Origin of the sequence: Halarchaeum sp. P4, assembly GCF_051195175.1 — an archaeon.
Classification (GTDB): Archaea; Halobacteriota; Halobacteria; order Halobacteriales; family Halobacteriaceae; genus Halarchaeum.
On record NZ_JBNTKC010000001.1, the window covers coordinates 1402113 to 1423808 of the forward strand.

Annotated in this window: 25 protein-coding genes and 1 pseudogene; 11 read left to right on the top strand and 15 right to left on the bottom strand. The window is 68.2% G+C overall.

Annotated features, from left to right (window positions below; all coding sequences use genetic code 11):
• Positions 1-306: 306 nt before the first annotated feature.
• The gene (hemB, locus tag ACQUS8_RS07480) at positions 307-1287 is read right to left on the bottom strand and encodes a porphobilinogen synthase (protein WP_435099065.1); all 981 of its coding nucleotides are present in this window, start codon (positions 1285-1287) and stop codon (positions 307-309) included.
• A gap of 129 nt (positions 1288-1416) precedes the next feature.
• On the opposite strand from hemB, the gene ACQUS8_RS07485 reads away from it, so the two are divergent.
• Positions 1417-1794, top strand: a complete 378-nt coding sequence (locus ACQUS8_RS07485; RefSeq protein ID WP_435099067.1) for a hypothetical protein — start codon at positions 1417-1419, stop codon at positions 1792-1794.
• Positions 1795-1909: 115 nt separating this feature from the next.
• A pseudogene (locus ACQUS8_RS07490) lies at positions 1910-2351 on the top strand (MFS transporter); the annotation flags it as partial.
• 7 nt (positions 2352-2358) lie between these two features.
• On the opposite strand, the gene ACQUS8_RS07495 reads toward ACQUS8_RS07490, so the two are convergent.
• Genes ACQUS8_RS07495 through ACQUS8_RS07505 form a run of 3 tightly spaced genes read right to left on the bottom strand, consistent with a single transcriptional unit; the run spans position 2359 to position 4344 of the window.
• The gene (locus tag ACQUS8_RS07495) at positions 2359-3066 is read right to left on the bottom strand and encodes an energy-coupling factor transporter transmembrane component T family protein (RefSeq protein ID WP_435099069.1); all 708 of its coding nucleotides are present in this window, start codon (positions 3064-3066) and stop codon (positions 2359-2361) included.
• Complete coding sequence (locus ACQUS8_RS07500) at positions 3060-3761, bottom strand: energy-coupling factor ABC transporter ATP-binding protein (protein ID WP_435099071.1); 702 nt, start codon at positions 3759-3761, stop codon at positions 3060-3062. The genes ACQUS8_RS07495 and ACQUS8_RS07500 overlap by 7 nt, the downstream gene beginning before the upstream one ends.
• A gap of 1 nt (position 3762) precedes the next feature.
• Positions 3763-4344, bottom strand: a complete 582-nt coding sequence (locus tag ACQUS8_RS07505; protein ID WP_435099073.1) for a biotin transporter BioY — start codon at positions 4342-4344, stop codon at positions 3763-3765.
• Between the two features lie 102 nt (positions 4345-4446).
• Between ACQUS8_RS07505 and ACQUS8_RS07510 the strand changes: the two genes are divergently transcribed.
• Entirely contained in the window at positions 4447-5046 is a 600-nt protein-coding gene (locus ACQUS8_RS07510; protein ID WP_435099075.1) for a conditioned medium-induced protein 4, read from the top strand.
• Between the two features lie 81 nt (positions 5047-5127).
• Positions 5128-5775, top strand: coding sequence for a CRISPR-associated protein Cas4 (locus ACQUS8_RS07515; protein WP_435099077.1), 648 nt, complete (start codon positions 5128-5130; stop codon positions 5773-5775).
• Between the two features lies 1 nt (position 5776).
• On the opposite strand, the gene ACQUS8_RS07520 is transcribed toward ACQUS8_RS07515, so the two are convergent.
• The 3 genes from ACQUS8_RS07520 to ACQUS8_RS07530 are packed head-to-tail and all read right to left on the bottom strand — an operon-like array spanning position 5777 to position 7170.
• Complete coding sequence (locus ACQUS8_RS07520; protein ID WP_435099079.1) at positions 5777-6370, bottom strand: L-threonylcarbamoyladenylate synthase; 594 nt, start codon at positions 6368-6370, stop codon at positions 5777-5779.
• Positions 6367-6873, bottom strand: a complete 507-nt coding sequence (locus tag ACQUS8_RS07525) for a redoxin domain-containing protein (RefSeq protein ID WP_435099081.1) — start codon at positions 6871-6873, stop codon at positions 6367-6369. The genes ACQUS8_RS07520 and ACQUS8_RS07525 overlap by 4 nt, the downstream gene beginning before the upstream one ends.
• Positions 6874-7170 (bottom strand): glutaredoxin family protein, encoded by a 297-nt coding sequence (locus ACQUS8_RS07530; RefSeq protein ID WP_435099083.1) that lies wholly within the window; start codon positions 7168-7170, stop codon positions 6874-6876.
• 97 nt (positions 7171-7267) lie between these two features.
• On the opposite strand from ACQUS8_RS07530, the gene ACQUS8_RS07535 reads away from it, so the two are divergent.
• On the top strand, positions 7268-8626 hold the full coding sequence (locus ACQUS8_RS07535) for a hemolysin family protein (protein ID WP_435099085.1): 1359 nt from the start codon (positions 7268-7270) through the stop codon (positions 8624-8626).
• Here ACQUS8_RS07535 and ACQUS8_RS07540 read toward each other — a convergent pair.
• The 3 genes from ACQUS8_RS07540 to ACQUS8_RS07550 form a co-directional block, all read right to left on the bottom strand.
• Positions 8619-9812, bottom strand: a complete 1194-nt coding sequence (locus ACQUS8_RS07540) for an anion permease (RefSeq protein WP_435099087.1) — start codon at positions 9810-9812, stop codon at positions 8619-8621. The two genes, ACQUS8_RS07535 and ACQUS8_RS07540, sit on opposite strands and share 8 nt — an antisense overlap.
• Before the next feature lie 41 nt (positions 9813-9853).
• Positions 9854-10543 carry a DUF5828 family protein gene (locus ACQUS8_RS07545; RefSeq protein WP_435099090.1) on the bottom strand — a complete coding sequence of 230 codons (690 nt, stop codon included), beginning with the start codon at positions 10541-10543 and terminating at the stop codon, positions 9854-9856.
• Positions 10544-10622: 79 nt separating this feature from the next.
• The gene (locus ACQUS8_RS07550; protein WP_435099093.1) at positions 10623-10832 is read right to left on the bottom strand and encodes a hypothetical protein; all 210 of its coding nucleotides are present in this window, start codon (positions 10830-10832) and stop codon (positions 10623-10625) included.
• A 92-nt stretch (positions 10833-10924) separates the two neighbouring features.
• Here ACQUS8_RS07550 and ACQUS8_RS07555 point away from each other — a divergent pair, with 92 nt between their 5' ends.
• A complete protein-coding gene (locus ACQUS8_RS07555) occupies positions 10925-11296 on the top strand; it encodes a cupin domain-containing protein (protein ID WP_435099094.1) in 372 nt (123 codons plus the stop codon).
• Positions 11289-11942, top strand: coding sequence for a hypothetical protein (locus ACQUS8_RS07560; RefSeq protein ID WP_435099095.1), 654 nt, complete (start codon positions 11289-11291; stop codon positions 11940-11942). Before ACQUS8_RS07555 ends, ACQUS8_RS07560 begins: the two co-directional genes overlap by 8 nt.
• Before the next feature lie 15 nt (positions 11943-11957).
• Here ACQUS8_RS07560 and ACQUS8_RS07565 read toward each other — a convergent pair whose 3' ends face one another.
• From ACQUS8_RS07565 to ACQUS8_RS07575, 3 genes are all read right to left on the bottom strand, one after another.
• On the bottom strand, positions 11958-13688 hold the full coding sequence (locus tag ACQUS8_RS07565) for a carbon starvation CstA family protein (RefSeq protein WP_435099096.1): 1731 nt from the start codon (positions 13686-13688) through the stop codon (positions 11958-11960).
• A gap of 117 nt (positions 13689-13805) precedes the next feature.
• Positions 13806-14780, bottom strand: a complete 975-nt coding sequence (locus ACQUS8_RS07570; RefSeq protein ID WP_435099097.1) for an ArsA family ATPase — start codon at positions 14778-14780, stop codon at positions 13806-13808.
• Positions 14780-15073, bottom strand: a complete 294-nt coding sequence (locus ACQUS8_RS07575; protein WP_435099098.1) for a hypothetical protein — start codon at positions 15071-15073, stop codon at positions 14780-14782. Before ACQUS8_RS07575 ends, ACQUS8_RS07570 begins: the two co-directional genes overlap by 1 nt.
• 149 nt (positions 15074-15222) lie before the next feature.
• Here ACQUS8_RS07575 and upp point away from each other — a divergent pair, with 149 nt between their 5' ends.
• The 4 genes from upp to ACQUS8_RS07595 all read left to right on the top strand — a co-directional run bounded on the left by upp (position 15223) and on the right by ACQUS8_RS07595 (position 20436).
• Entirely contained in the window at positions 15223-15900 is a 678-nt protein-coding gene (gene upp / locus ACQUS8_RS07580; RefSeq protein ID WP_435099100.1) for a uracil phosphoribosyltransferase, read from the top strand.
• 325 nt (positions 15901-16225) lie between these two features.
• A complete protein-coding gene (locus tag ACQUS8_RS07585; protein ID WP_435099102.1) occupies positions 16226-17173 on the top strand; it encodes a TAXI family TRAP transporter solute-binding subunit in 948 nt (315 codons plus the stop codon).
• Between the two features lie 50 nt (positions 17174-17223).
• Entirely contained in the window at positions 17224-17742 is a 519-nt protein-coding gene (locus ACQUS8_RS07590) for a DUF1850 domain-containing protein (RefSeq protein WP_435099104.1), read from the top strand.
• A 3-nt stretch (positions 17743-17745) separates the two neighbouring features.
• The gene (locus ACQUS8_RS07595; RefSeq protein ID WP_435099106.1) at positions 17746-20436 is read left to right on the top strand and encodes a TRAP transporter permease; all 2691 of its coding nucleotides are present in this window, start codon (positions 17746-17748) and stop codon (positions 20434-20436) included.
• A gap of 18 nt (positions 20437-20454) precedes the next feature.
• On the opposite strand, the gene ACQUS8_RS07600 is transcribed toward ACQUS8_RS07595, so the two are convergent.
• Both ACQUS8_RS07600 and ACQUS8_RS07605 read right to left on the bottom strand, forming a co-directional pair.
• Positions 20455-21129, bottom strand: coding sequence for an IMPACT family protein (locus ACQUS8_RS07600; RefSeq protein WP_435099108.1), 675 nt, complete (start codon positions 21127-21129; stop codon positions 20455-20457).
• Entirely contained in the window at positions 21130-21633 is a 504-nt protein-coding gene (locus ACQUS8_RS07605; RefSeq protein ID WP_435099110.1) for an amino acid-binding protein, read from the bottom strand.
• Positions 21634-21696 lie beyond the last annotated feature (63 nt).

A 21696-nucleotide genomic window follows, 5' to 3' on the forward strand; every position in this document is an offset into this window, starting at 1 on the left:
AGTTGCGTGAAACCATCGTGCTGATCTACGAGAGAAGTGAATGTAACGCCCATACATAACCGTTTGGTTTACGAAGACCACTATTTTCAGATTTGAGTGGACGAACGAACAGAATCTATGCGTATACCTTCTGTATAAGGTCGTAATATGCCCAAAGAGTTGGGGAATATTTCCTCAGAATCCACCATGCGTAGTGTGATATTGTTGTCAGTAATGGGTGGGATTGGGGTGCACGTCACGCCGCGCGCCGTCGCGAGTCGCCGCATAGCGGACCACCCGACCATCGCGAGGCGGACACCGGCGGGTCTAGAGGCGGTCGGCTAGGTCCTCCGCGAAGTACGTGAGAATCAGGTCCGCGCCCGCGCGCTTGATAGAGAGCAGCGACTCGTAGGCCGCCTCCTCGACGTTCAGCCAGCCCTTCTCGTCCGCCGCGTGGAGCATCGCGTACTCCCCGGAGACGTTGTACGCCGCGACCGGCACGTCGAACTCCCGGCGGACGTCCGCCACCACGTCGAGGTAGGGGAGCGCCGGCTTCACCATCAACACGTCCGCGCCCTCCTCGACATCGAGGCCGGCCTCCGTCATCGCCTCGCGCCTGTTCGCCGGGTCCATCTGGTAGTGGCGCCGGTCGCCGAACGACGGGGCGCCGTCCGCCGCGTCCCGGAACGGCCCGTAGAACGCCGACTCGTACTTCACCGCGTACGCCATCACCGGGAGGTTCGCGTAGCCCGCGTCGTCCAGCGCCTCCCGAATTGCGCCGACCTGTCCGTCCGTCATCGCCGACGGCGCGACCATGTCGGCACCCGCCTCCGCGTGCGAGACGGCCGTGCGCGCGAGCAGCTCGAGCGTCTCGTCGTTCTTCACCGTCAGGCCCTCACCCGAGCGCGCGCCCTCTTCGAGGACCCCACAATGCCCGTGCTCGGTGTACTCGCAGAGACAGACGTCCGTGATGACGTAGGCGTCCGTCTCCGCGCTGATTTGCCGGACGGCCTCCTGCACGACGCCGTCACTCGCCCATGCGCGCGACCCGCGGGCGTCCTTCGACTCGGGGATGCCGAACACCATCACGGCCTCGACGCCCGTCGCGAGCACTTCCTCGACGCGCGCCACCGCCTCGGAGAGCGGTACACGCTCGTGGCCGGGCATCGACTCGATGGGGACGCGCTCGTCCGTCGTCGCGTCGACGAAGACGGGCGCGATGAGGTCCGAGGCCGCCAGCGACGTTTCGCTCACCAGTCCCCGCACACCGTCCCGGCGAAGTCGCCGGGGTCGTCGCGTCTGCTCCATACGCACGCTTCGGCGGCCGCTCGCTTAGGGTTCCCGGACCCGGCATGCGCGATTTGATATCGCTACATACGATTTATGTCGCCTCGTCGGGCGGAGAACCTTATGTGTGAGAGATGCACACGTTCTAGTGTGATGACGGCTATCGCGCTCGACGTGACGGACGACTGGGGCGAGGAGCTCCTCCACGCGTACTACGCGACCCAGCAGGGGAAGAAACGCCGTCTGCGTCCGGAGGAGGAGTGGCGCGACCCCGAGGCTACGCCGGGATTCCTGCTCGGCCTCGAATACCTCGGCGAGCGGCCATACGTCGAGGCGACCGTCCCCGAGTGCGTCGACACCTGCCTCGAACCCTACGACGACACCGTCACCGGCGACGACCTCGAGGAGCTCGCCGCCGAGCTACGCGAGGCCACGCCCGACGAACACACCTTCGACGTCGAGACGGGTCCCGTCGCCGTCTGCGAGTTCGCCCGCGAGGAGGGTCACGCCGTCGAACTCCGCGAGTAGCCCGCCATTGTGCGAAAACCGGTAGCCCGTGGGGGGAGACGAAACCTGTTTCTCCTCACTCCGGCGAAAGGTAGGCGTGGCCGACCCCCCGTCTGAGCGACGCGACCAGTTCCTCGCGCTCTATCTCGTCCGGTTCGCGGGGAGTTTCGGCCTCGCGACGCTCGCCGTCCCGTTCACGCCCGCCGTCGGGGCGGCGCTCGGGTTGCCCGAGACGATTCCGTACGTCGGCTACGTCTCCGCCGCCTTCGTCCCCGCTCGTGCTCCTGAACGGCTTGCTCGACGTCGCGGACGCCTTCCGGGAGCCCGCGAGCATGGCGTTGTTCGCCGACGAGGGCAGCAGCGACGACTCCGGTGGTGTGGCCTCCAGTTTCGGCATCCGCGACCTCGTCTGGCGACCCGGGAGTGTGCTTGCGCCCGTCGCCGGCGGCTGGCTCATGGGGACGTACGGGATGGACGCCGTCTTCTACCTCGGCGGTGCCGCCGCCGTTTCCGGCGTCCTCACCTTCCTCGTCATCCTCTCGCGGGCACACGGCCGCGACGCACTCGTCGAGTGGTGAATCGGCCTCACCAGACGAGCCCCGCCGCAACGAGGACGGCCGCGACACCGAGCGCAGTGTAATCGTCGCGGCCGAACGCCAGTTCTGGCGCGGTCGCGTTCCACGACAGGCAGCGCGCGCGCATCGCGAGCGAGAGCGCGTCCGCCCGTCGGAACGCCCGTTCGAGGCTCCCGACGGCGATGTGCGTGACGCGCGCGTCCACGCGGCGCTCGTCCCCGAGGCGCGTCCACGCCGCCTCGCGGAGCCGTCGGACGTCCGCCTGCAGGAGCGGCAGGTAGCGGAAGACGAGCCCCACACCCAACCCAAGGTAGCGCCCGGGCTTCCCGGGTATCACGGAGGCGACGGCCGCCCGCGAGTCGCGCGGCGACGTCGTCTTCACGTACGCCGCGGCGAGCGCCAGCAGGAGGAGCGTCCGGTAGAGTGCGAGCGCCGGGTCGAGCGCGTCACCGAGGACGACCCACGGCGGGCCGAGCCGGACCGCCTCGAGCAGCGGCGCGACGGCGAGGAAGGGTAGGACGCCGCGGTACTCGCCGAGCGCGTCGCGCGCGGAGAGCCGACAGGCGTGGAGCGCGACGACGCAGACGGCAGTGAGCGCGAGGAGCCACCGCGGAGTCGTGTGCGCAAGCGCGACGCCCGCGAACACGCCCTGGAACGCGAGCTTCGTCCGCGGGTCGAGGCGGTGGGCCGGCGAGTCGCCAGGCGTGTAGCTCAGCACGGCCGGCGGACCGGGAGGCCATCGAGTCGCTCGACGGCGCGCTCGGGCGGTTCGTCCACGACGACGTCGCCGTCGGCGAGGACGCAGAGGCGGTCGGCGCGCGAGACGAGGTCGCGCAGGTCGTGAGTCACAACGACGACGCTCGTCCCCGCCTCGTGGAGGGCGTCGAGTCTGTCGAGCACGCTCTCGCGGGCGGGCGCGTCGAGGCCCGTGAACGGTTCGTCGAGGACGAGGTGGTCCGGACGCATCGCGAGCGCGCCGGCGATGGCGACGCGCTCACGCTCCCCGCCGGAGAGTTGGTCGATGCGCTCGGCCTCCCGGCCCGCCAGGTTCACCGCGTCGAGGGCGTCGCGGACTCGGGCGTCGATGTCCTCGCGCGGGAGGCCGAGGTTCTCGGGCCCAAAGGCGACGTCCTCGCCGACGGTCGCGGCGACGAAGCCGTCCCGTGGCTCCTGGAACACCATCCCGACGCTCGTGCGCGCCGCCACGAGGTCGTCGTGGACCGGCGTGCCGTTGACGCGCACGTCGCCGGCGTCGGGGTCGAGGAGGCCGTTCCAGTGGCGGGCGAGCGTCGTCTTCCCGGAGCCGTTCGCGCCCGCGAGCACGACGAACTCGCCGTCCGCGACGTCGAGGTCCACGCCGTCGAGGGCGGTCACGTCGCCGTAGCGGTGGACGAGGCCGCGCGTCTCAATCATGTCAGGCCGCTCGGAGGCGGTCGTTGCGCGCGACGAGCACCGCGACGACGCCCTTCAGAATCTCGCCCGGGACGAAGGGGACGACGGTGACGAGCAGCGCGGCGTAGAGGCCGACGTCCGCGAAGACGGCGTACCCCAGCATCCCGAAGACGTAGATGACGAGCGTCCCGGCGGCGAGGCCGGCGGCGAGACGCGAGAGCGGAATGTCGCCGGTCGGCGTGAGGCCGTCACGACCGTGCGCGACGTAGCCGATGAGCGCGGCGGCGAACGGATAGGACCAGAGGTAGCCACCCCACGGACTGACGAGCGACCCGACGCCGCTCGCGCCGTACGCGTAGACCGGGGCGCCGACGGCGCCCGCGACGACGTAGAGCGCCATCGCCGCGAACCCCCAGGTCGGCCCGAGGAAGACTCCGGCGAGGAAGACGCCGAGCACCTGCAGGGTGTAGGGGACCGGCGTCACCGGCAGTTGGAAGCTGAAATAGGCGAGTGCGCCCGTCAGCGCCGCGAACAGCGCGGAGCGGGCGACGTTCGTGACGACTTCGTCGCCGACGAGGGCGACGGATTCGGTGTCCGTGCTCATGCTGTCGCGCTCTCTCGTCAACCGACTTCAAGGCTAGTGGTTTACGAGTGTGTCAGACTATCCAACAAGCCTATATGCGTCGGGGGGTGATGGCGGGACAATATGGACGAGAAGACCCAGGAACTCCGCGATATCTTCATCGACGTCACGGACGGGGAGACCGTGACCGAGACACAGGAGGAAGGCCACGGGTCGCTCGCCACCGACGCCGAAATCGACGAGCGCCTCCACGGGGTCGTCGAGCGGATGCGTGAGAAGCTCGACTTCGAGACCGACCTCGACACCGAGACGCTCGTGGAGGTCGTCCGCGGGTTCTACGCCGGCGACGACGACGCGACGCTCGCCGACGAACTCGACCTCCCCGAGGCGACCGTCGCCGAGGCCCGCCGCGACCTTCACCTCGTGCAGGCCGACGTCGAGGACGCGCCCCTCGACCTCGACGCCCTCCGCCGCGAACTCGAGACCAGCGACCCGAGCGACGCCGACCTCGCCGCCGAACTCGACGCCGACCCCGAGACCGTCGCCGAATACCGCCGCGTCGCGCGCATTCAAGAGGAGATCAGGACCGTCAACGACCAGTACCGTAGCGAGTTCGAGGCCGTCCTGCAGGACCGCGAGCTCGCCGAGCGCCTCACCACCGCCGCCCAGGAGGACGGCCTCGAGGAGGCGACCGAAGGTCAGGAGACGAACACCAACCTCTAAGCTCTCGCGACCACCGGTCGCTCCGCACCCGACGCTTGCCGACCCACGACTTCTTCCGCTATCGCGGCACCACCCCTCCGCGTGTCCGACTCCGTCACGTTCTCCGACCTCGCGACGGCCGCCTACTGCCCGCGCCAACTCTACTACCGGCGCAGAGACGACGACCGCGGCCTCCCCGAGTCCGTCGAGCGAACCCAAGCCCTCGCCCACGAGTATCCGACGCTCGTGGAGGCCAGCGACACCGCGCTCGCCGGCCTGGTCGTCCCCAAACCGGCCGAGTACCGCGCGCGTCTCGGCGCCGTGATGACGCGCTGGCCCGCACTCGTCGCGCCCGCGGAAACAGACGTCCTCCTCACCGGGAAGGACTGCCGGGGAATGGTCGCAAAGGTCCTCTCGGACCCGCTCGCGCCGACGCTCGTCTCGCCCGGCAACCCACCCGAGCAGGGCGTCTGGGAACCACAGAAAGTCCGTGCCGTCGCGGCCGCGAAGGCGCTCGCGTGGCGCGAAGAGGAGTCAGTTTCGCGGGCGTACGTCGAGTACCCGCGCCACGGCGTTGTCCGGGAAGTCACGGTCTCGACGCGCGCGAAAGCCGCGTACCGGCGCGTGCTCCGGACGGTGCGAAGAATGGACGGCCCGCCGTCGCGGCTCGGCGACGACGCGAAATGCGGCGCGTGCGAGTACCGAACCGAGTGCGGGGTCCGCACGCGGACGCTTGCCTCGCTCCTCTAAGCTACTCCGAGGCGAGCCAGTTCTCGATGGCGTCCGCGTTCGCGCCGCGGCGCAGAATCTCGTCGTGCTCGACGTCGACGACGGTGCTCTCGACGCCGCCGGTTTCGCCGCCGTCGAGGACGACCGAGACGTCCTCGAGGAATTCATCGGAGAGGTCGTCGGCGTGCTGCACGCTCCCCGTCCCGCTCCGGTTCGCGGACGTCGCCGTCACCGGGCCGGCGCGCTCCAGCAGCGCGAGCGCCACGTCGTGGTCGGGGACGCGGACGCCGACGCGCTCGCGGCCGCCTGTGAGGACGTCCGGGACGGCGTCGCGCTTCTCGCAGACGACCGTGACGGGTCCGGGGAGGAACGCGCGCATGAAGCGGCGCTCGCGCTCGCCCGCGTGGACGTACTCGGTCGCGGCTTCCACACTTGGAACGCCGAGGCTCATCGGATTCGAGCGCGCGCGGCCCTTCGCCTCGTAGGCGCGCTCGACCGCGTCGGGGTCGAGGGCGTCCGCGCCGAGGCCGTACACCGTCTCCGTCGGGTAGACGACGAGTTCCCCGCGACGTATGGCGTCCGCGGCCGCCGCGAGGTCGGTTTCGGCGACGCTCACAGTTCCGCGACCGCCCGTTCGAGCTCGTCGTAGTCCGGGAAGTCCGGCCACTCCTCGGCGACCCACGCGTAGGCGACCGTGCGGTCCTCCTCGAGGAGGAAGAGCGCGGGCCGGGGCTCGCTGACACCCGCCATTCCGTCGAGGTCGTGGCTGATGCCGTACTCCTCGGCGACGCCGTTCTGCGGGTCGCTGAAGAGGCGATAGCCGGCCTCGTCGAGGCCGCGCTCTTCGATGGTCGTCTTGTGCTCGTACGGCGTCGAAATCGAGACGCCGACGGCCTCGACGTCGAGGTCGCGCTCGAGGAGCTCGTTCCAGATGTAGGTTGTCGGGAACGCGCCGTCCATCGGGTGGAAGACAAGGAGGAGCGGCCCCTCCGCGGTGAGGTCCGAGAGGGCGGTGTCCTCCCAGAACTCCGCGTTCACGAGTGGGCGTGTGAAGTCCGGCGCCGTCTCGTCGGCCTCGGGATGGTCGGCCTCAGGGAGCTCAGTGACGTCGAACTCCATTCAGGCGTCACCTCCCTCGCCGTAGGTGTTCTCGAGGTACTCGACGATGTTCGCGGACTCGGCCATCGCGACGCCCGTCTCCTCGTCGACGATGGCGGGGACGGTGCGCGCGCCGACGAGGCGCTTCACGACGTCGCGCTCGGAGTGCAGCGGTTCGACGAACCGCGAGTGGTAGTCGAGTCCGAGGTCGTCGAGCACGCGGACGACGCGCTCACAGAACGGGCAGGCCTGCAGGCGATACAGCGTGATGGCCGCGTCCTGACTCTCCGGGTTCGGCGGGGCGCTCGTCGCGCTCATGGGTGAACCATCGGCCGAATGGAGGGTAAACGCTTCGCCCCCGGCGGAAAGGCGGGAGAAACGCTTAATCCCCGTCGGCCGGAACCCCACGTACCGAATGGGCTTATCCGACTTCCTGCTCGCGGTGTCGCCAGCAGCGCTGGGGCTCGACAAGCCGACCATAACCGCTCTCGGCGTGGTCGCACTCGTCTTCCTGATGGGGCTTTCGGCGTTCTTCTCCTCCTCCGAGCTCGCGATGTTCTCGCTCGCGCGTCACCGCGTCGACGCGCTCGTCGACGAGGGCGTTCCGGGCGCGAAGGCGGTCGCGGAGCTGAAGGAGAACCCGCACCGACTCCTCGTGACGATTCTCGTCGGGAACAACCTCGTGAACATCGCGATGTCCTCCATCGCCACCGCGCTCGTCGGGATGTACTTCACGAACGCGGGCGTCGCCGTCCTCATCTCGACGCTCGGCGTCACCACGCTCGTCCTCCTCTTCGGCGAGTCCGGCCCGAAGTCCTACGCCGTCGAGAACACCGAGTCGTGGTCGCTGCGCATCGCGCGCCCCCTCAAGTGGTCCGAGCGGTTCCTGCTCCCGCTCGTCGTCCTCTTCGACTACCTCACGCGCGTCGTGAACCGAATCACGGGCGGGCGCGCGTCCATCGAGTCCTCCTACGTCTCGCGCGACGAGATTCAGGAAATGATTCGGACGGGCGAGCGCGAGGGCGTCATCGAGGAGGACGAGCGCGAGATGCTCCAGCGCATCTTCCGGTTCAACAACACCATCGCGAAGGAGGTGATGACGCCGCGTCTCGACGTCGACGCCGTCTCCACGGACGCGACGGTAGACGAGGCCATCGAGGCCTGCGTACAGTCCGGCCACGAACTCCTCCCCGTCTACGAGGGCAGTCTCGACAACGTCGTCGGCATCGTCAGCCTCCGGGACCTCGTCCGCCAGCACCACTACGGGGAGCGTGACGAGGTCGACCTCAAGGACCTGATGGAGCCGACGCTCCACGTGCCCGAGTCGAAGAACGTCGATGAGCTCCTTCAGGAAATGCAGGAGGAGCGCGTCGGCCTCGTCGTCGTCCTCGACGAGTTCGGCACCACGGAGGGGCTCATCACGACCGAGGACCTCATCGAGGAAATCGTCGGCGAAATCCTCGAAGGTGAGGAGGAGCGCCCGTTGACGTTCGTCGACGACGACACCCTCATCGTGCGCGGCGAGGTGAACGTCGATGAAGTGAACGAGGCACTCGACATCGAACTCCCGGAGGGCGAGGAGTTCGAGACCATCGCGGGCTTCATCTTCAACCGCGCGGGCCGACTCGTCGAGGTCGGCGAGACGTTCCGCTACGAGAACGTCGAACTCCGCGCGGAGAAAGTGGAGAACACGCGCATCATGAAGGCACGGGTGACCAAGCTCGACGAGGAAATCGAGGCCGAGGACGTCGACGGGACGCTCGAGTCTACGTGAGGCCGAGTGCGACGTCGACCGCGTGGAAGACGGCGTAACTCGCCCCGAGCGCGACGGCGAGCGACCCGACCCAGGCGGCGACGGTTTTCACCATCTTCTCGCGACTGACGCCGCCCGCGCCCATCCCGCCCGCGTAGCCGCCGCCGACGATGGCGGAGACGATGATTTCGTTGAAGGAGACGGGAATGCCGAAGAAGACGGCGGCCTGCGCGATGGCGAAACTCGGGATGAGCGCGGCGATGGACCGGCGCGGCCCGAGGCTGGAGTAGTCCTGTGCGAGCGCCTTGATCATCCGCGGCGCGCCCGTCCACGACCCGACGAGCAGGCCGAGGCCGCCGCCGACGAGGACGTACGTCGTGGGGACGCTGTCGCCGACGAGTGGCAACAGCGGGCCGACGGCGAGGCCGACCTGACTACCGCCCGCGGAGAAGGCGACGAGCGCGCCGAGCGCGAGCAGGAAGTGGCGGTTCCCCGCGTCGGGGTCGCGGGCAACATCCCAGCGGACGACGCCGGCGACGGCGAGCGCGACGACCAGCGTCGCCCCGGCCTCCGCGGCGGTGCCCGGGAGGCTCGGCACGGCCTTCGCGGCCGTGGTGGCGAGTGACTGGCCGACACCGGGCGGGCCGAGGAGGACGAAGTTGACGTTCGCGACGAGCGCGCCGACGAGCGCTGCCAACAGCGGGACGAGGAGGGCGTCCCGGTCGATTGACCGGAGGGCGTACGCGGTGCCGAAGGAGGTGAATCCACCGATGAACGGCACGAGCACCCAGAGCGTCGCGATTTGGGTGTATTTCCCCCACGCGGGCGCGCCGCCCATGGCGAGGCCGGTGCCGACGACGGCACCCGTGACCGTGAACGCCGTGGCGATGGGGTAGCCGGTGAAGACGCCGACGGCGACGAGCGTCGCCGCCGTCAACAGGGCGACGATGACCGCAATCGAGGAGAGCGTCGTGCCGGCGACGAGCCCCTGCCCGACGGTCTGGGAGACGTTCGCACCTTGGAGGACGGCACCGGCGAACCCGAGGATGCCGACGTAGAAGCCCGCGCGCATCACGGGGATGGCGTTCGCACCGACGGCGGGCGCGAACGGTGTCGATCCGCTCGAACCCGCCCCGATCGTCCACGCCATGAACATGCTGGCGAGCGCCGCGACGAGCAGTGTCGCGGCCGCGGCGACGGTGACCATTACTGTAAGGTCGACAGGTGGCGAGAAGAAAGGGCTGTCGGTCAGTTCGTACTGTGTTTCGCTTCCTCGGCTTCCTCGGGCACTTCGACGCCCTCGGCGGCGGTGGCGGCGTCGGTCTCCTTCTCGGTGTCGACGTGCCAGCGCTCGAGGTCGTCCTCGTACTCGTGAAGGACCTCTCGAACGTCGTCGCGGAGGTCGTCGTCGTTCACCTGCACCTCGAAGACGAACTCGTCGTCCTCGCCACGGCTGCGCTGGATGTTCGCGGAGACGAGTTCGTTGTCGAAGTAGTAAGGTGCAACTTGCGTCATGACGTTCTTGTAGACGGTGTTCTCGACCTTCCGCAGGGCCTTGCGGCCGGCCGTGTCCGCGGCGCGGGCGACGTGGCCGATGGACTCGTTCCACTTCTCGACGGCACCCTGCGTGTCGTCGTCCTCGAGTTTCTCGTAGGACTCGGTGAGGCGCTCGCCGGCGGTCTGGAGGTCGTCGTCGGCGTCCTTGCCCTCCTTCTCGCCTTCGCCCTCGCCGACGCTGGCCTGCTCGGCGGTCTTCTCGTTGACGTCCTCGGAGAGGCGTTCGTGGGTCTTGGGACGCCAGTCGTCCCACTCCTCGTAGGCCTCCCGGTAGGGGTCGTCGGCGTCAGCTTCCCGGAGCGCGGCCGTGATGCGTTCGCCGTGTTCGACGATGTCGCCCCACGACCCGCGCTCACGGAACCCCGAGATGTTCTCCTCCATCGCTTTCGCTCTAGACTACTACGTGGACACCCTTACGTGTTGTCGGCTATCCGATGCCACGTGTCAGACGACCGACCGACTAGCGCCCGTAGGTGAGCCATCGGCCGAGGTCGTCTAGCCACGATTTCACCGCGCCGACGGCGACGACGTGCGCAGAGACGGCGCGCGCCTCCGCCTCGTCCACCTCGATACAGTCACCCGCGTAGGGGTCGGCGTCCACGTCGGCGGCGTCGACGACGGTGCTGGCCGCACACCGCCCGCATCGCTCAACCGGTTTGCCGTCGCTCATAAGACGTGCTACGCAACTCACACACGTAGCCGTTTCGGCGCGTGCCAACAGGGGACAACGGGTATTTAGGCGACGACGACTTCACCACAGCCGTGAGCTACCACGTCATCGACCCCGAGGACCTCGACCCGACCCCCGAGCGACCCTGCGACCGGCGGCCCGTCGGCGAGGCGGCCGGCCTCGAGAACTTCGCGCTGAACGTCTACACCGCCGAGCCGGGCGAGGAGATACCGCTCGCCTACCACTACCACGACGAGCAGGAGGAGGCCTTCGTCGTGCTCGACGGGACGCTGTCCGTCGAGACGCCCGAGCGCGACTACGCCGTCGAGTCCGGCGAGACGTTCGTCGCGGAGCCCGAGAGCCCGCACCGCGCCTACGTCCCGGAGGACGCCGCGGAGAGCGCGCGCGTCGTCGCCGTCGGCGCGCCCGCGGTCGACGACGCCCACCCCTACGAGGATGCCTGAGCGACGCGACGGGGACGCCACGAGCCCCGGGGACGGAGACACCCCCGAGGTCGACCCGGACGCGCCCGAAGATGTCGACGTCCCGCCGCGACCCGAGTGGGAGGACGACTACCTCGACGCGGTGGCCGAGCGCCTCCAGTACTCCTTCGACCTCGAGCGCGACTTCGCACACAATGGTGAGGTCTGGGACCTCTACGGGGAGTTGAACCTCGAGCGGCAGAAGTACTTCCTCCACCCCGCCATCTCCTACGGCAAGCACAACTCCGACGAACACCTCTTCGCGCGCCGCGCCGACGACGTCTCGGTCGCGGAGTTGGAGGCGCTCGTCGAGCGCGGCCACGACCTCGCCGACGAGTGGATCGAGGCGAACGAACGCCACTACAGCACCGAGTTCACGTTCGTCCTCGTCGTCCCCGAGATACCCGCGGACGTCCGCGAGTTCGTCGCGGGGTTCCGCGAGCGGACGCTCATCAAGTACGGCTACTTCGGACACTACGAGGTGAACCTCGTCGTCGTCGCGCCCGAGCGGGAGTCGCTCGTCGCGAGCGAGGAAGCCGACGTCGCGGACGCCTTCCAGACGTGGAGCGCGCCCGAGGAACGCGAGCGCGGGTTGTTCGGCCGCGTGGCCGACGCGATATTCGGCTGAAAAAGGGGAGTTACGTCACTGGTCGGTGCCGCCGTCCGTCACGGGTTGTCCGCCCTGTTCGCGCGCCCGGCGGACGTTCCGAATACCCTTGCGGAGCAGGGAGAGCGCGAGGACGATGAGCACCGTCCCGATGATGACCTGCAGGGCGAGCGACCACGCCGCGCTCTGCGTGTTCCCGAGGATGAGCCCCTGGTAGAGGTTCTGGTAGTACTCGAGGTAGACGAGCGCGCAGACAGTGATGGCGGACATCAGCACCATCGGCACGCCCGTGCTGATGAGCTGCTTGCTCTCGTCCCAGTTCGCCAGCCAGACGGTGGCGGTGAGGAGCGCGAGCGCGGCGAGCAGCTGATTCGCGCTGCCGAACAGCTGCCAGAGCGGCGTCCACGTCCCGGAGGCAATGAGGACGAAGGCGACGACACACTGGAAGAGGCTGTTCGCGTAGCGGTTCGAGGCGACTTCCTGGGCCTGCGTCTCGGGCGTGCCGACGATTTCCTCGAAGAGGTAGCGCCCGAGGCGGAGCGCGGTGTCCGTGGAGGTGAGGAGGAAGCTCACCATGACGAGCGCCATGAACGGCGCGCCGAACTCGACGGGGATGCCGAGGCTACTGAGGAAGATGCCCCCGCCCTTCGCGAACTTCGGGAGTGCGAGGCCGATGCCGCCGGTGGCGTCGGCCGCGGTGACGCCGACGACGGCAACGGCGCAGAGCGAAATCGTGGCGAGCAGGCCCTCGCCGAGCATCCCGCCGTAGCCGATGAGGCGGGCGTCGGTCTCCTTGTTGAGCTGCTTCGCGGTGGTGCCCGAGGAGACGAGCGAGTGGAAGCCGCTGATCGTCCCGCAGGCGATGGTGACGAACAGCATCGGGAACAGCGGGCTGAACGCGCCGAGCGTCGAGTTGCCGCTGAAGGAGGTGAACGCCGGGATGTTCGTCACGAGCGGGGCGTTCGACGTCGCGAACAGCGTACCGACGACGACGGCGACGAGCGCGCCCCCGACCCCCGCGTAGAGGAGGAAGGAGGAGAGGTAGTCACGCGGCTGGAGGAGCGTCCAGACGGGGAGGACGCTCGCGATGAGCGAGTAGAGCAGGATGATGGGGATCCACTGCTGCTGGGTGAGGTGAATCGGGTACTCCATCCCGACGAAGACGCTCGCGAAGACGAGCGTGACGAACACGACCGTGCCCGGGATGAACGGGAGGTCGAGTTGGTAGAGGTAGACGCCGAAGAGGAGCGCGAGCATGATGTAGAGGATGCTCGCCGTCGCGGCGCTCGGGTACTGCTCGAAGACGAGGCCGACGACGAACGCGAAGACGGCGACGACGAGGATGATGGTGAGGAAGGCGAACCAGAGCAGGAGGTTCTTCCCGTCCTCGCCGATGTACTCGCCGATGATGTAGCCGATGGAGCGCCCCTCGTGACGGAGGCTGGCGCTCAGCGAGACGAAGTCGTGGACCGCGCCCATCAGCGGGTTGCCGATGGCGATCCAGAGGACGGCGGGGAGCCAGCCCCAGAGGAGGCCGGCCGTGATGGGGCCGACGATCGGCGCGCCGCCGGCGATGCTTGAGTAGTGATGCCCGAGGAGCACCGGCTTCTTCGCCGGAACGTACTCCTGTCCGTCTTCGTATTTGTGCGCTGGCGTTTCGGCGTCCTCGTCGAGGCCCACGAACTGTGCGAGATACCGGGAGTAACCGAGGTATCCGACACTGAACAGGGCGAGGACTCCGGCGACCAGCCAGAGAATTGCGACCATAGATTACTGTCCATCCACCGGATGCTCACGAATGAACATAACTGTTACCTCATGGCACGACGAAATCGGCGTCGCTCGCCGGTATTCTGCCCGTGTACCGGCGCGGCGGGTGGCGCGCTACGTCGAGTCGCCGTCCGCGGTGACGTCGATACCGAGTTCGGCGGCGACGTCGCGCAGGAGGTCGCCCTTCACCTCGCCCGACCGGGTCTCGATGGTCGCGACCACCGGCACCGGGAACGTCTCCTCGACCTCGGCGATGCGCTCGCGCTCGCGCGCGCACTGCTCGCGGAGGTAGCGCGCGCCCCGGCCGTCCTCCTCGGGGTCGGGTTCCGGCGTCACCTTGTTCACGACGACGCCCCGAACGGCGAGGTCGTTCTCCGCGAGGCGCTCGAGCGTCCGGCGCGTCTCCGCGACGGAGAGCTCGTCCGGGTTCAGGACGAGGTAGAACTCGGCGTCCTCGCGCAGCGTCTCGCCCGCGAACTCGAACTTCTCCTTGCGCTCGCGCAGTCGCGCCACGATGGGGTCGTTCTCAGCGGACTTCCGTGGTTCCTCGCCACCGATGGCGGCCTTCTCATAGAGATCGAGGCTCTTCTCGCGTTTCTCGATGAGGCGGTCGACCCAGTCGCCGAGGAACTCGGGGAGCGAGAGCAGCCGGAGGGTGTTCCCGGTCGGCGCAGTGTCGACGACGACCCGGTCGTAGTCCGGGGCTTCCTCACGCATCACCCGAATCAGGCGGTCGAAGAGCGCGGCTTCGTGGGCGCCCGGGGTGTTGTGCGCCATCTCGATCTGGGCGTCGATCTCGTTGACGACGACCTGGCTCACCTGCTCGGCCATCTCGCGGCGGATGCTCATCAGGTGCTCCTCGACTTCGGCCTCGGGGTCGATCTCCATCGCGTCGAGGTTCGCGTAGCCCTCGACGGACTGCGGCGTGTCGTCGAATGACTGCTCGAAGAGGTCGGAGGTGCTGTGCGCGGGGTCGGTAGAGACGAGCAGGGTCTCCTGTCCGGCGTCCGCACACCGGAGGCCGAACGCCGCCGACACCGTCGTCTTCCCGACGCCGCCCTTCCCGCCGAAGAACGTGAAGCGCGCCATCAGAAGTGGAAGTGACCCTTCCAGTCGAGGACGCTCTGCCGGTCCCACATCCGGCGCTCCCACGACTCGAAGTCGTCTGCGAGGTACGGGAGGAGTTCGGCGGTGTAGTAGGAGACGGGACTCGGGATGCCGAAGGCGTCCGCGAAGCACGCGAAGAAGAACGCGTCCTCCTGGTCCATCGCCTCGTCCTCGATCTGCTCGAACGCCGGATGCTCGATCATCCCGTGATAGAGGCCGTGGAGCACCTCCTCGGCCTGCTCGCGGAGCCGCGCGAACTGCTCGTGTATCGTCATGTATGTCCCGTGGTACCGTACAGGTTTATGCTCGCCGGGACGGCAACCGGGCCGTCGTGTCGGGCGCGTTATCCGTGTCACGAGGGGCCGTACCCCGAAGCAGCGCCGTACCGATACGTTAACCCCGTCCGCGGCCCGCACTTACCCCTATGCCCATCGAGGACCGAGACGACGCGTACGTCATCACGCACGCGCTCGCGAAGGACACCCTCTCGAAGCTCCGAGACAAGCACACCGAACAGGTCGCCTTCCGGAAGGGTCTCGTCAAGCTCGGCCGCATCGCCGGCTACGAGGTCATCGACGGCGCGATGGACACCGAGTACGTCTCCATCGAGACGCCGCTCACCGAGACGACGGGCGAGCGCGTGAAGGGGCTCGACGACGTCGTCATCATCAACGTCCTGCGCGCCGCGACGCCGTTCGTGGAGGGCCTGCTGAAGGCGTTCCCGCGCGCAAAGCAGGGCGTCATCTCCGCGGGCCGCGACGAGGAAGCCGGGATGAACGAGGAGGGCGAGTTCCCCATCACCGTCGACTACGTCAAACTCCCCGACATCCGCGAGGACGACACCGTCATCGTCGCGGACCCGATGCTCGCCACCGGCTCGACGATGTGTACGGTCCTCGATGCCGTCCTCGACGACCAACCCGATCCGGAGAACCTCTTCGTCCTCTCCGCCGTCTCCGCGCCGGACGGCCTGCTGCGCGTCAGCGAGGAGTTCCCAGAGGCCGACCTGCTCACCGTCTCCATCGACGACCACCTCGACGAGAACGGCTACATCATCCCCGGTCTCGGCGACGCCGGCGACCGCGCGTTCCGCACGAACTAACGACGCCGACACACTAGCACCGTCCACCGGCACTCCGTGCAGGTAACCGGCCGCCAACGCCGTCTCCCGTTCTTCTCTTCGGAACTGTCGTCCGACGAGTCCGAACTCGTCGCAACCCCTGTTCTTCACCTCGAAACCGCACGACAGCGTGGCGTCGCGGACGCAAATCTCGTGTCGAAACCGACCTTCCGGCGATTGCCGCCTATTCCGTTAGTTGACACCGCGAATGGCGCATATCGGCCGAATTCGTTCGATACCAGCGCCGAAACCCTCGTTTCGGGTGGAACCAGCGAGTTTATACGACCGTCAAGTTCTATCTTACCCCATGGCATCATTCGACCGCCGAGATTTCCTGAAAGCGACAGGTGTTGCAGGTGTCGCCGCGTTGGCTGGTTGTTCCGGAAGCGGTAACGGGCAGACCCGACTCTCGTGGCACGCCGGCGGCACCGGCGGCACGTACTACCCGCTCTCCAACGAGCTCAAGAAGATCATCGAGGACAATACCGACTACAAGATTCAGGTGCAGTCCACCGGTGCGAGCGTCGAGAACGTCGGGAGCCTGAAGTCCGGCGACGCCGACTTCGCGCTCATCCAGAACGACGTCGCCTACTTCGCGAAGAACGGCACCGGCATCGAGGCGTTCAAGGGTAGTCCCGTGGAGAACCTCCGCGGCGTCGCCACCCTCTACCCGGAGACGATTCACCTCGTCACCCTCGAGGAGACGGGCATCGAGTCCCTCCAGGACCTGAAGGGCAAGCGCGTCAACACCGGTGACCTCGGCTCTGGCACGCAGGTCGACGCCCTCAAGATCCTCAACGCCGTCGGCATCACGACCGACGACTTCACCGAGCAGAACACGAGCTTCAGTCAGGCGTCGGAACAGCTGAAGAACGGCGACGTCGACGCGACGTTCACCGTCGGCGGCTGGCCCGTCGGCGCCATCAGCGACCTCGCGACAACCGAGAACATCCGCATCGTCCCCATCGAGGGCGAGGAACGACAGAAGATCAAGGAGGCCGCCTCCTTCTTCGCGGACGACGAGATTCCTGCCGGTACCTACGACGGCGTCGACCAGGCCGTCCCGACCGTCTCCGTGCAGGCGATGATCGCGACGAACGCCGAGGCGTCCGCCGACGTCGTCGAGAACGTCACGGCCGCCGTCTTCGACCACACGAGCGACCTCACCATCAAGAAGCAGTTCATCTCGAAGGAGAGCGCGCAGGACGGCATGTCCATCGAACTCCACGAAGGCGCCTCCGCGTACTTCGGCTGAACCGCGCCGGCTGACCCGCCACCGGCACTCGACCGCCCTCTCAGACACTCGTGTTCGACGCGCTTCCCGACCGACTCCGAGGCCGCACTGTCCGACGAACAGCCACCGCACTCGTCGCCACTCTGCTCGTCGTCACCGCGGCGTCGGTCGTGCCGGTCGGCCAGCAACTCGTCGTCGCCGACCAGCGGACCGGCGAGACGGTCATCGCAACGCCCGTCCACGAGAACTCGACCGTCGCCCTGAACTACACGCACAGCGTCCAGAAGACCCCCGTACTCGACCAGTACACGGTCCGCGACGGCGGTTTCGTCTACACCCGTATGGAGTTTCAGTCGTACGGCTGGGGGCTCCCCTCTCGCTCTGAGGTCCACGAGGTGAACGGGACGCTCGTCCTCGACGATCCCGACTGGCGCGGTGCGGAAATCCACGTCAAACCCGGCCGCGTCGCCGACCACGAACTCGTCGTCGACGGCCACACCTTCGACCTCGTGAACCGATCGAACGCCCGCGCGGTCACCCTCCGCGTGACCGACCGCTCCCTCCTCGACGCAACGCTCGACGCTATCTGACCCATGAGTGATACACCGACCGCCGACTCGGAGGCGCTCCCCGAGGAGGCAGACGAACTGGTCCAGGAACTCGAACGAAAACGCTCCCTCCGGGGAGTGGCCGCCATCGCCGTCGCCGTCATCGGCATCGCGTTCTCGGCGTTCCAGCTCTGGATCGCCGCTCGCGGCTTCTCCTCGACGATTACGCTTCCGATACCCGTCGTCGGCCCCGTCACGTTCGGCTCATTCCAGTCGCTGCAGGTGAACGCAATCCACGTGACGTTCGCACTCCTGCTCGCGTTCCTCATCTTCCCGCCGACAAAGGGGAACGGCTTCGTCGCCCGGCGACTCTCGGCCGCGCGTGAGCGTATCCACGAGCACAGTGAGGGCGCCGTCGCGCGCGTCACCGACGCCGTCGCCGGCGCGCTCGCGTGGTTCGCGCTCGACGACGAGAGCGAGCGCGTCACGCCCGCCGACCTGCTCTGTATGCTGTTCGCGCTGATGGCGGGTGGCTACGTCGTCACCGACTTCAAGGAGATCCAGCGCCTCCGCGTCTTCGGCCTGCAGGCGGGCCGCCCCATCCACGAGGTGTTCCCTTTCCTCTCGATGCCTGTCGAGGCACTCGGCGCGCTCGGCGTCCCGCTCGACACCACCTCCTACGCCCTCATCGTCGGCGCGCTCGGCGCGCTCCTCGCCCTCGAGGCGACGCGGCGCGCGCTCGGCTTCTACCTGATGATGCTCGTCGCGACGTTCATCATCTACGCCCGCCTCGGCTACCTCATCCCGGGCGGCGCGCCCCTCATCGGCGTCTTCGCGACGAACGAAATCCAGTGGGCGACCATCATCCAGAACCTCTGGTTCAACACCGAGAACGGCGTCTTCGGCATCCCCGTCTCCGTCAGCGTACAGTTCATCTACATCTTCGTGCTGTTCGGGGCGTTCCTCGAGATGTCCGGCGCCGGCCAGTGGTTCATCGATCTCGCCTACTCGCTCACCGGCTCTCGAAAGGGCGGCCCCGCGAAGGCGAGCATCCTCGCGAGCGGCTTCATGGGTATGATCAGCGGGTCGTCCATCGCGAACACCGTCACCACGGGCGCGTTCACGATTCCGCTGATGAAGCGCTCGGGCTACCGCGCCGAGTTCGCGGGCGCCGTCGAGGCGTCGGCGTCCTCCGGCGGCCAGATTCTCCCACCCGTCATGGGCGCCGCGGCGTTCCTCATTGTCTCCTACACGGGGACGCCGTACCCCGACGTCGTCGTCGCCGCCGCCATCCCCGCCATCGTCTTCTTCTTCGGCGTCTGGGTGATGGTCCACCTCGAGGCCTCCCGTACGAACATCGACAGCATCGACAGCGAGGACGTCGTCGACGTCCGCTCGCACCTCAAGACCGGGTGGTTCTACCTGCTGCCGCTCGGTCTCCTACTCTACTACCTGCTTGTCGTCCGCTACACCGTCGCGCGCTCCGCGTGGTTCACCATCGTCGCGCTCGCGGCGCTCATCGCGTTCACCGCCGCCTACAACGAGCGCACGCGACTCCCGCTCGTCGGCGGCATCGTCGCGCTCACCCTCGCGGACCTCGCGGCGTACGTCACGGCCGGCGTCGACCTCATCGCACTCGTCACGGGCGCGAGCGGCACCGCGCTGAGCGTCGCGGCCGCCGTCCCCTACCTCGCCGCGGACCTCGGGTGGATTCTGACGGCCGTGAGCGTCGTCGTCCTCCTGCTCCGCCCGCGTGGCGACAGCCCGCTGCTTGCCTACGACGACCAAGTGGAGGAGTCCGCGGAGACGGTGGCCGAAACCGTCGGGCGCCCCAGTCTGACCGGCAATCGCGCCTTCGAGTATCTCACGTTCGTCGGGTCGTCGATGGAGGCCGGCGCGCGCACCGCCACCACCGTCGTCGTCGCCGTCGCCGCCGCCGGCATCATTCCCGGTGTCGTCGCCTCCACCGGCCTCGGGCCGAACCTCACGAGCCTCATTCTCGACATCAGCGGCGGGTCGCTCGTCCTCCTCCTCGTCATCACCGCCATCGCCTCCATCATCCTCGGGATGGGGATGCCGACGACGGTCACCTACATCATCCTCGTCAGCCTCCTCGGGCCCGCCATCCAGAACATCGGCGGCATCCCGATTCTCGCCGCGCACCTCTTCATCCTCTACTTCGGCGTCATCGCGGACATCACGCCGCCGGTCGCCGTCGCCGCCTACGCGGCCTCCGGCATCGCGAAGTCCGACCAGTTCCAGACCGGCGTCGAGGCGTTCAGCCTCTCGCTGAACAAGGCCATCGTGCCGTTCGCGTTCATCTTCACGCCCGGCATTCTCCTCCTCCGCGGGACCGGCGGCCCCGAGTCGGTCCACACGCTCGGGATGGCCGACATCGCCGACCTCGGCTTCTTCGTCCCCGAGGTGCTGGTTCCCATCGTCGGCGTCTTCCTCGGCGTCTACGCGCTCGGGCCGACCGTCATCGGCTACCTCTACGCGCCGCTCTCGCGGCTCGAGCGCGCCGGGTTCGCCCTCTCCGGGTTGCTCCTCATCGCGCCCGGCCTCCTCGGGGTCGTGCGCGACACGCTCGGCATCGCGCCGCTGACCTTCGACCTCACGTTCCGCGCGCTCGGCCTCGCTCTCTTCGCCGCGCTCGTACTCAAGAACCGCCGCGTCCGTGACGGCGACGGCGGCGAGCGCGACGCGACGACGCCCGGCGCGCCAACCGACGCCTAACGCCCGTCCTCTCCGCTTTCAGGAGAGTTTGACGCGGCCGCTCGTCGCGTCACGGAGTCGCTCCCGGAGCGCGTCGGCGTCCTCGCGGTCACAGGTCACCGCGAAGGAGACGCGTTCCTCGTACTCGGCGTCGAACGTGCAGTCCGCGGACTCCAGAATGCCCCGGACGGTCCCCGAGTCGTCGTAGTCCACCGTCGCCGTGAGGCGCTCCTGGGGTTTCTGCGTCGTGAGCCCCGCGTCGTCGACGGCTTCCTTCACCGCCCGGGAGTACGCCCGCGCGAGGCCGCCGACGCCGAGTTCGACGCCGCCGAAGTAGCGCGTGACGACCACGACGGCGTTCTGGACGTCGCGCTGCTGGAGGACGTTCAGCGCCGGCTTGCCCGACGAGCCCGTCGGCTCGCCGTCGTCGCTCTGGTACTCGCGGAGCATGTAGCCACCGCCAGGTCCACCTCGCTCACGGCGGCGGCCGCTCGCCTCTTCGCGGTCCCCCCGGGGACCCCGGTGCTCGACGCGGACGCGGTAGCACGGGACGTTGTGCGTCGCGTCCGCGTAGGCGTCCTGTATCTCGTCGACGAACGCCTCGGCGGCCTCGACGGTAGCCGCGGGGCGAGCGCGGCCGATGAACTCGGACCCCCGAATCTCGAAGCGGGTCTCGCCCGGCCCCGCGAGCGTCTCGTAGGCGTCGTCGCTCATCTAGGAGAGTTCGACGGAGCGGACGAAGGGCAGTTCCATCAGCGCCGTCACGACCTCGCCGGGGAGGTCGTCGGCGACGACGAGGTAGAGGCGCGGTTCGTCCGTGAACTCGGGGTCCTCGCTGATGGTCTGCCGGATGCTGATGTCGTGCTCGGCGAGCAGGCCCGTGACCCTCGCGACGAGCCCGGGGTCGTCGGCGTCGTGGACCGCCACCGTCACTACCGTCAAGTCGAGGACGGGCGCGAGGTCCATCAGGCTCGGAATCTGGCTGATGTTCTGGAAGATGCGCCTGAGCTCCTCGTCTTCGAGGATGGCGTCCGTCGTCGAGTCGACGACGCGCCGGTCGACGCCGACTTCCTGAGCGAGCTGGGTGTTCGCGATCTCGATGTCCCCGGAGACCACCCGTCCCTCGTCGTTCACGGAGAACCCGCGTTCGAGGAGAAGCCGGATGACGGCCTGCTGGCCGGGGCTCCCCTCGAACTTCCGCATGATGTCCTCGAACATTCGCTGTCCCCGGCTACGTCACGCGGCGTAAAACGCTGTGGGGTCCGGGCGACGCCGCCTCCC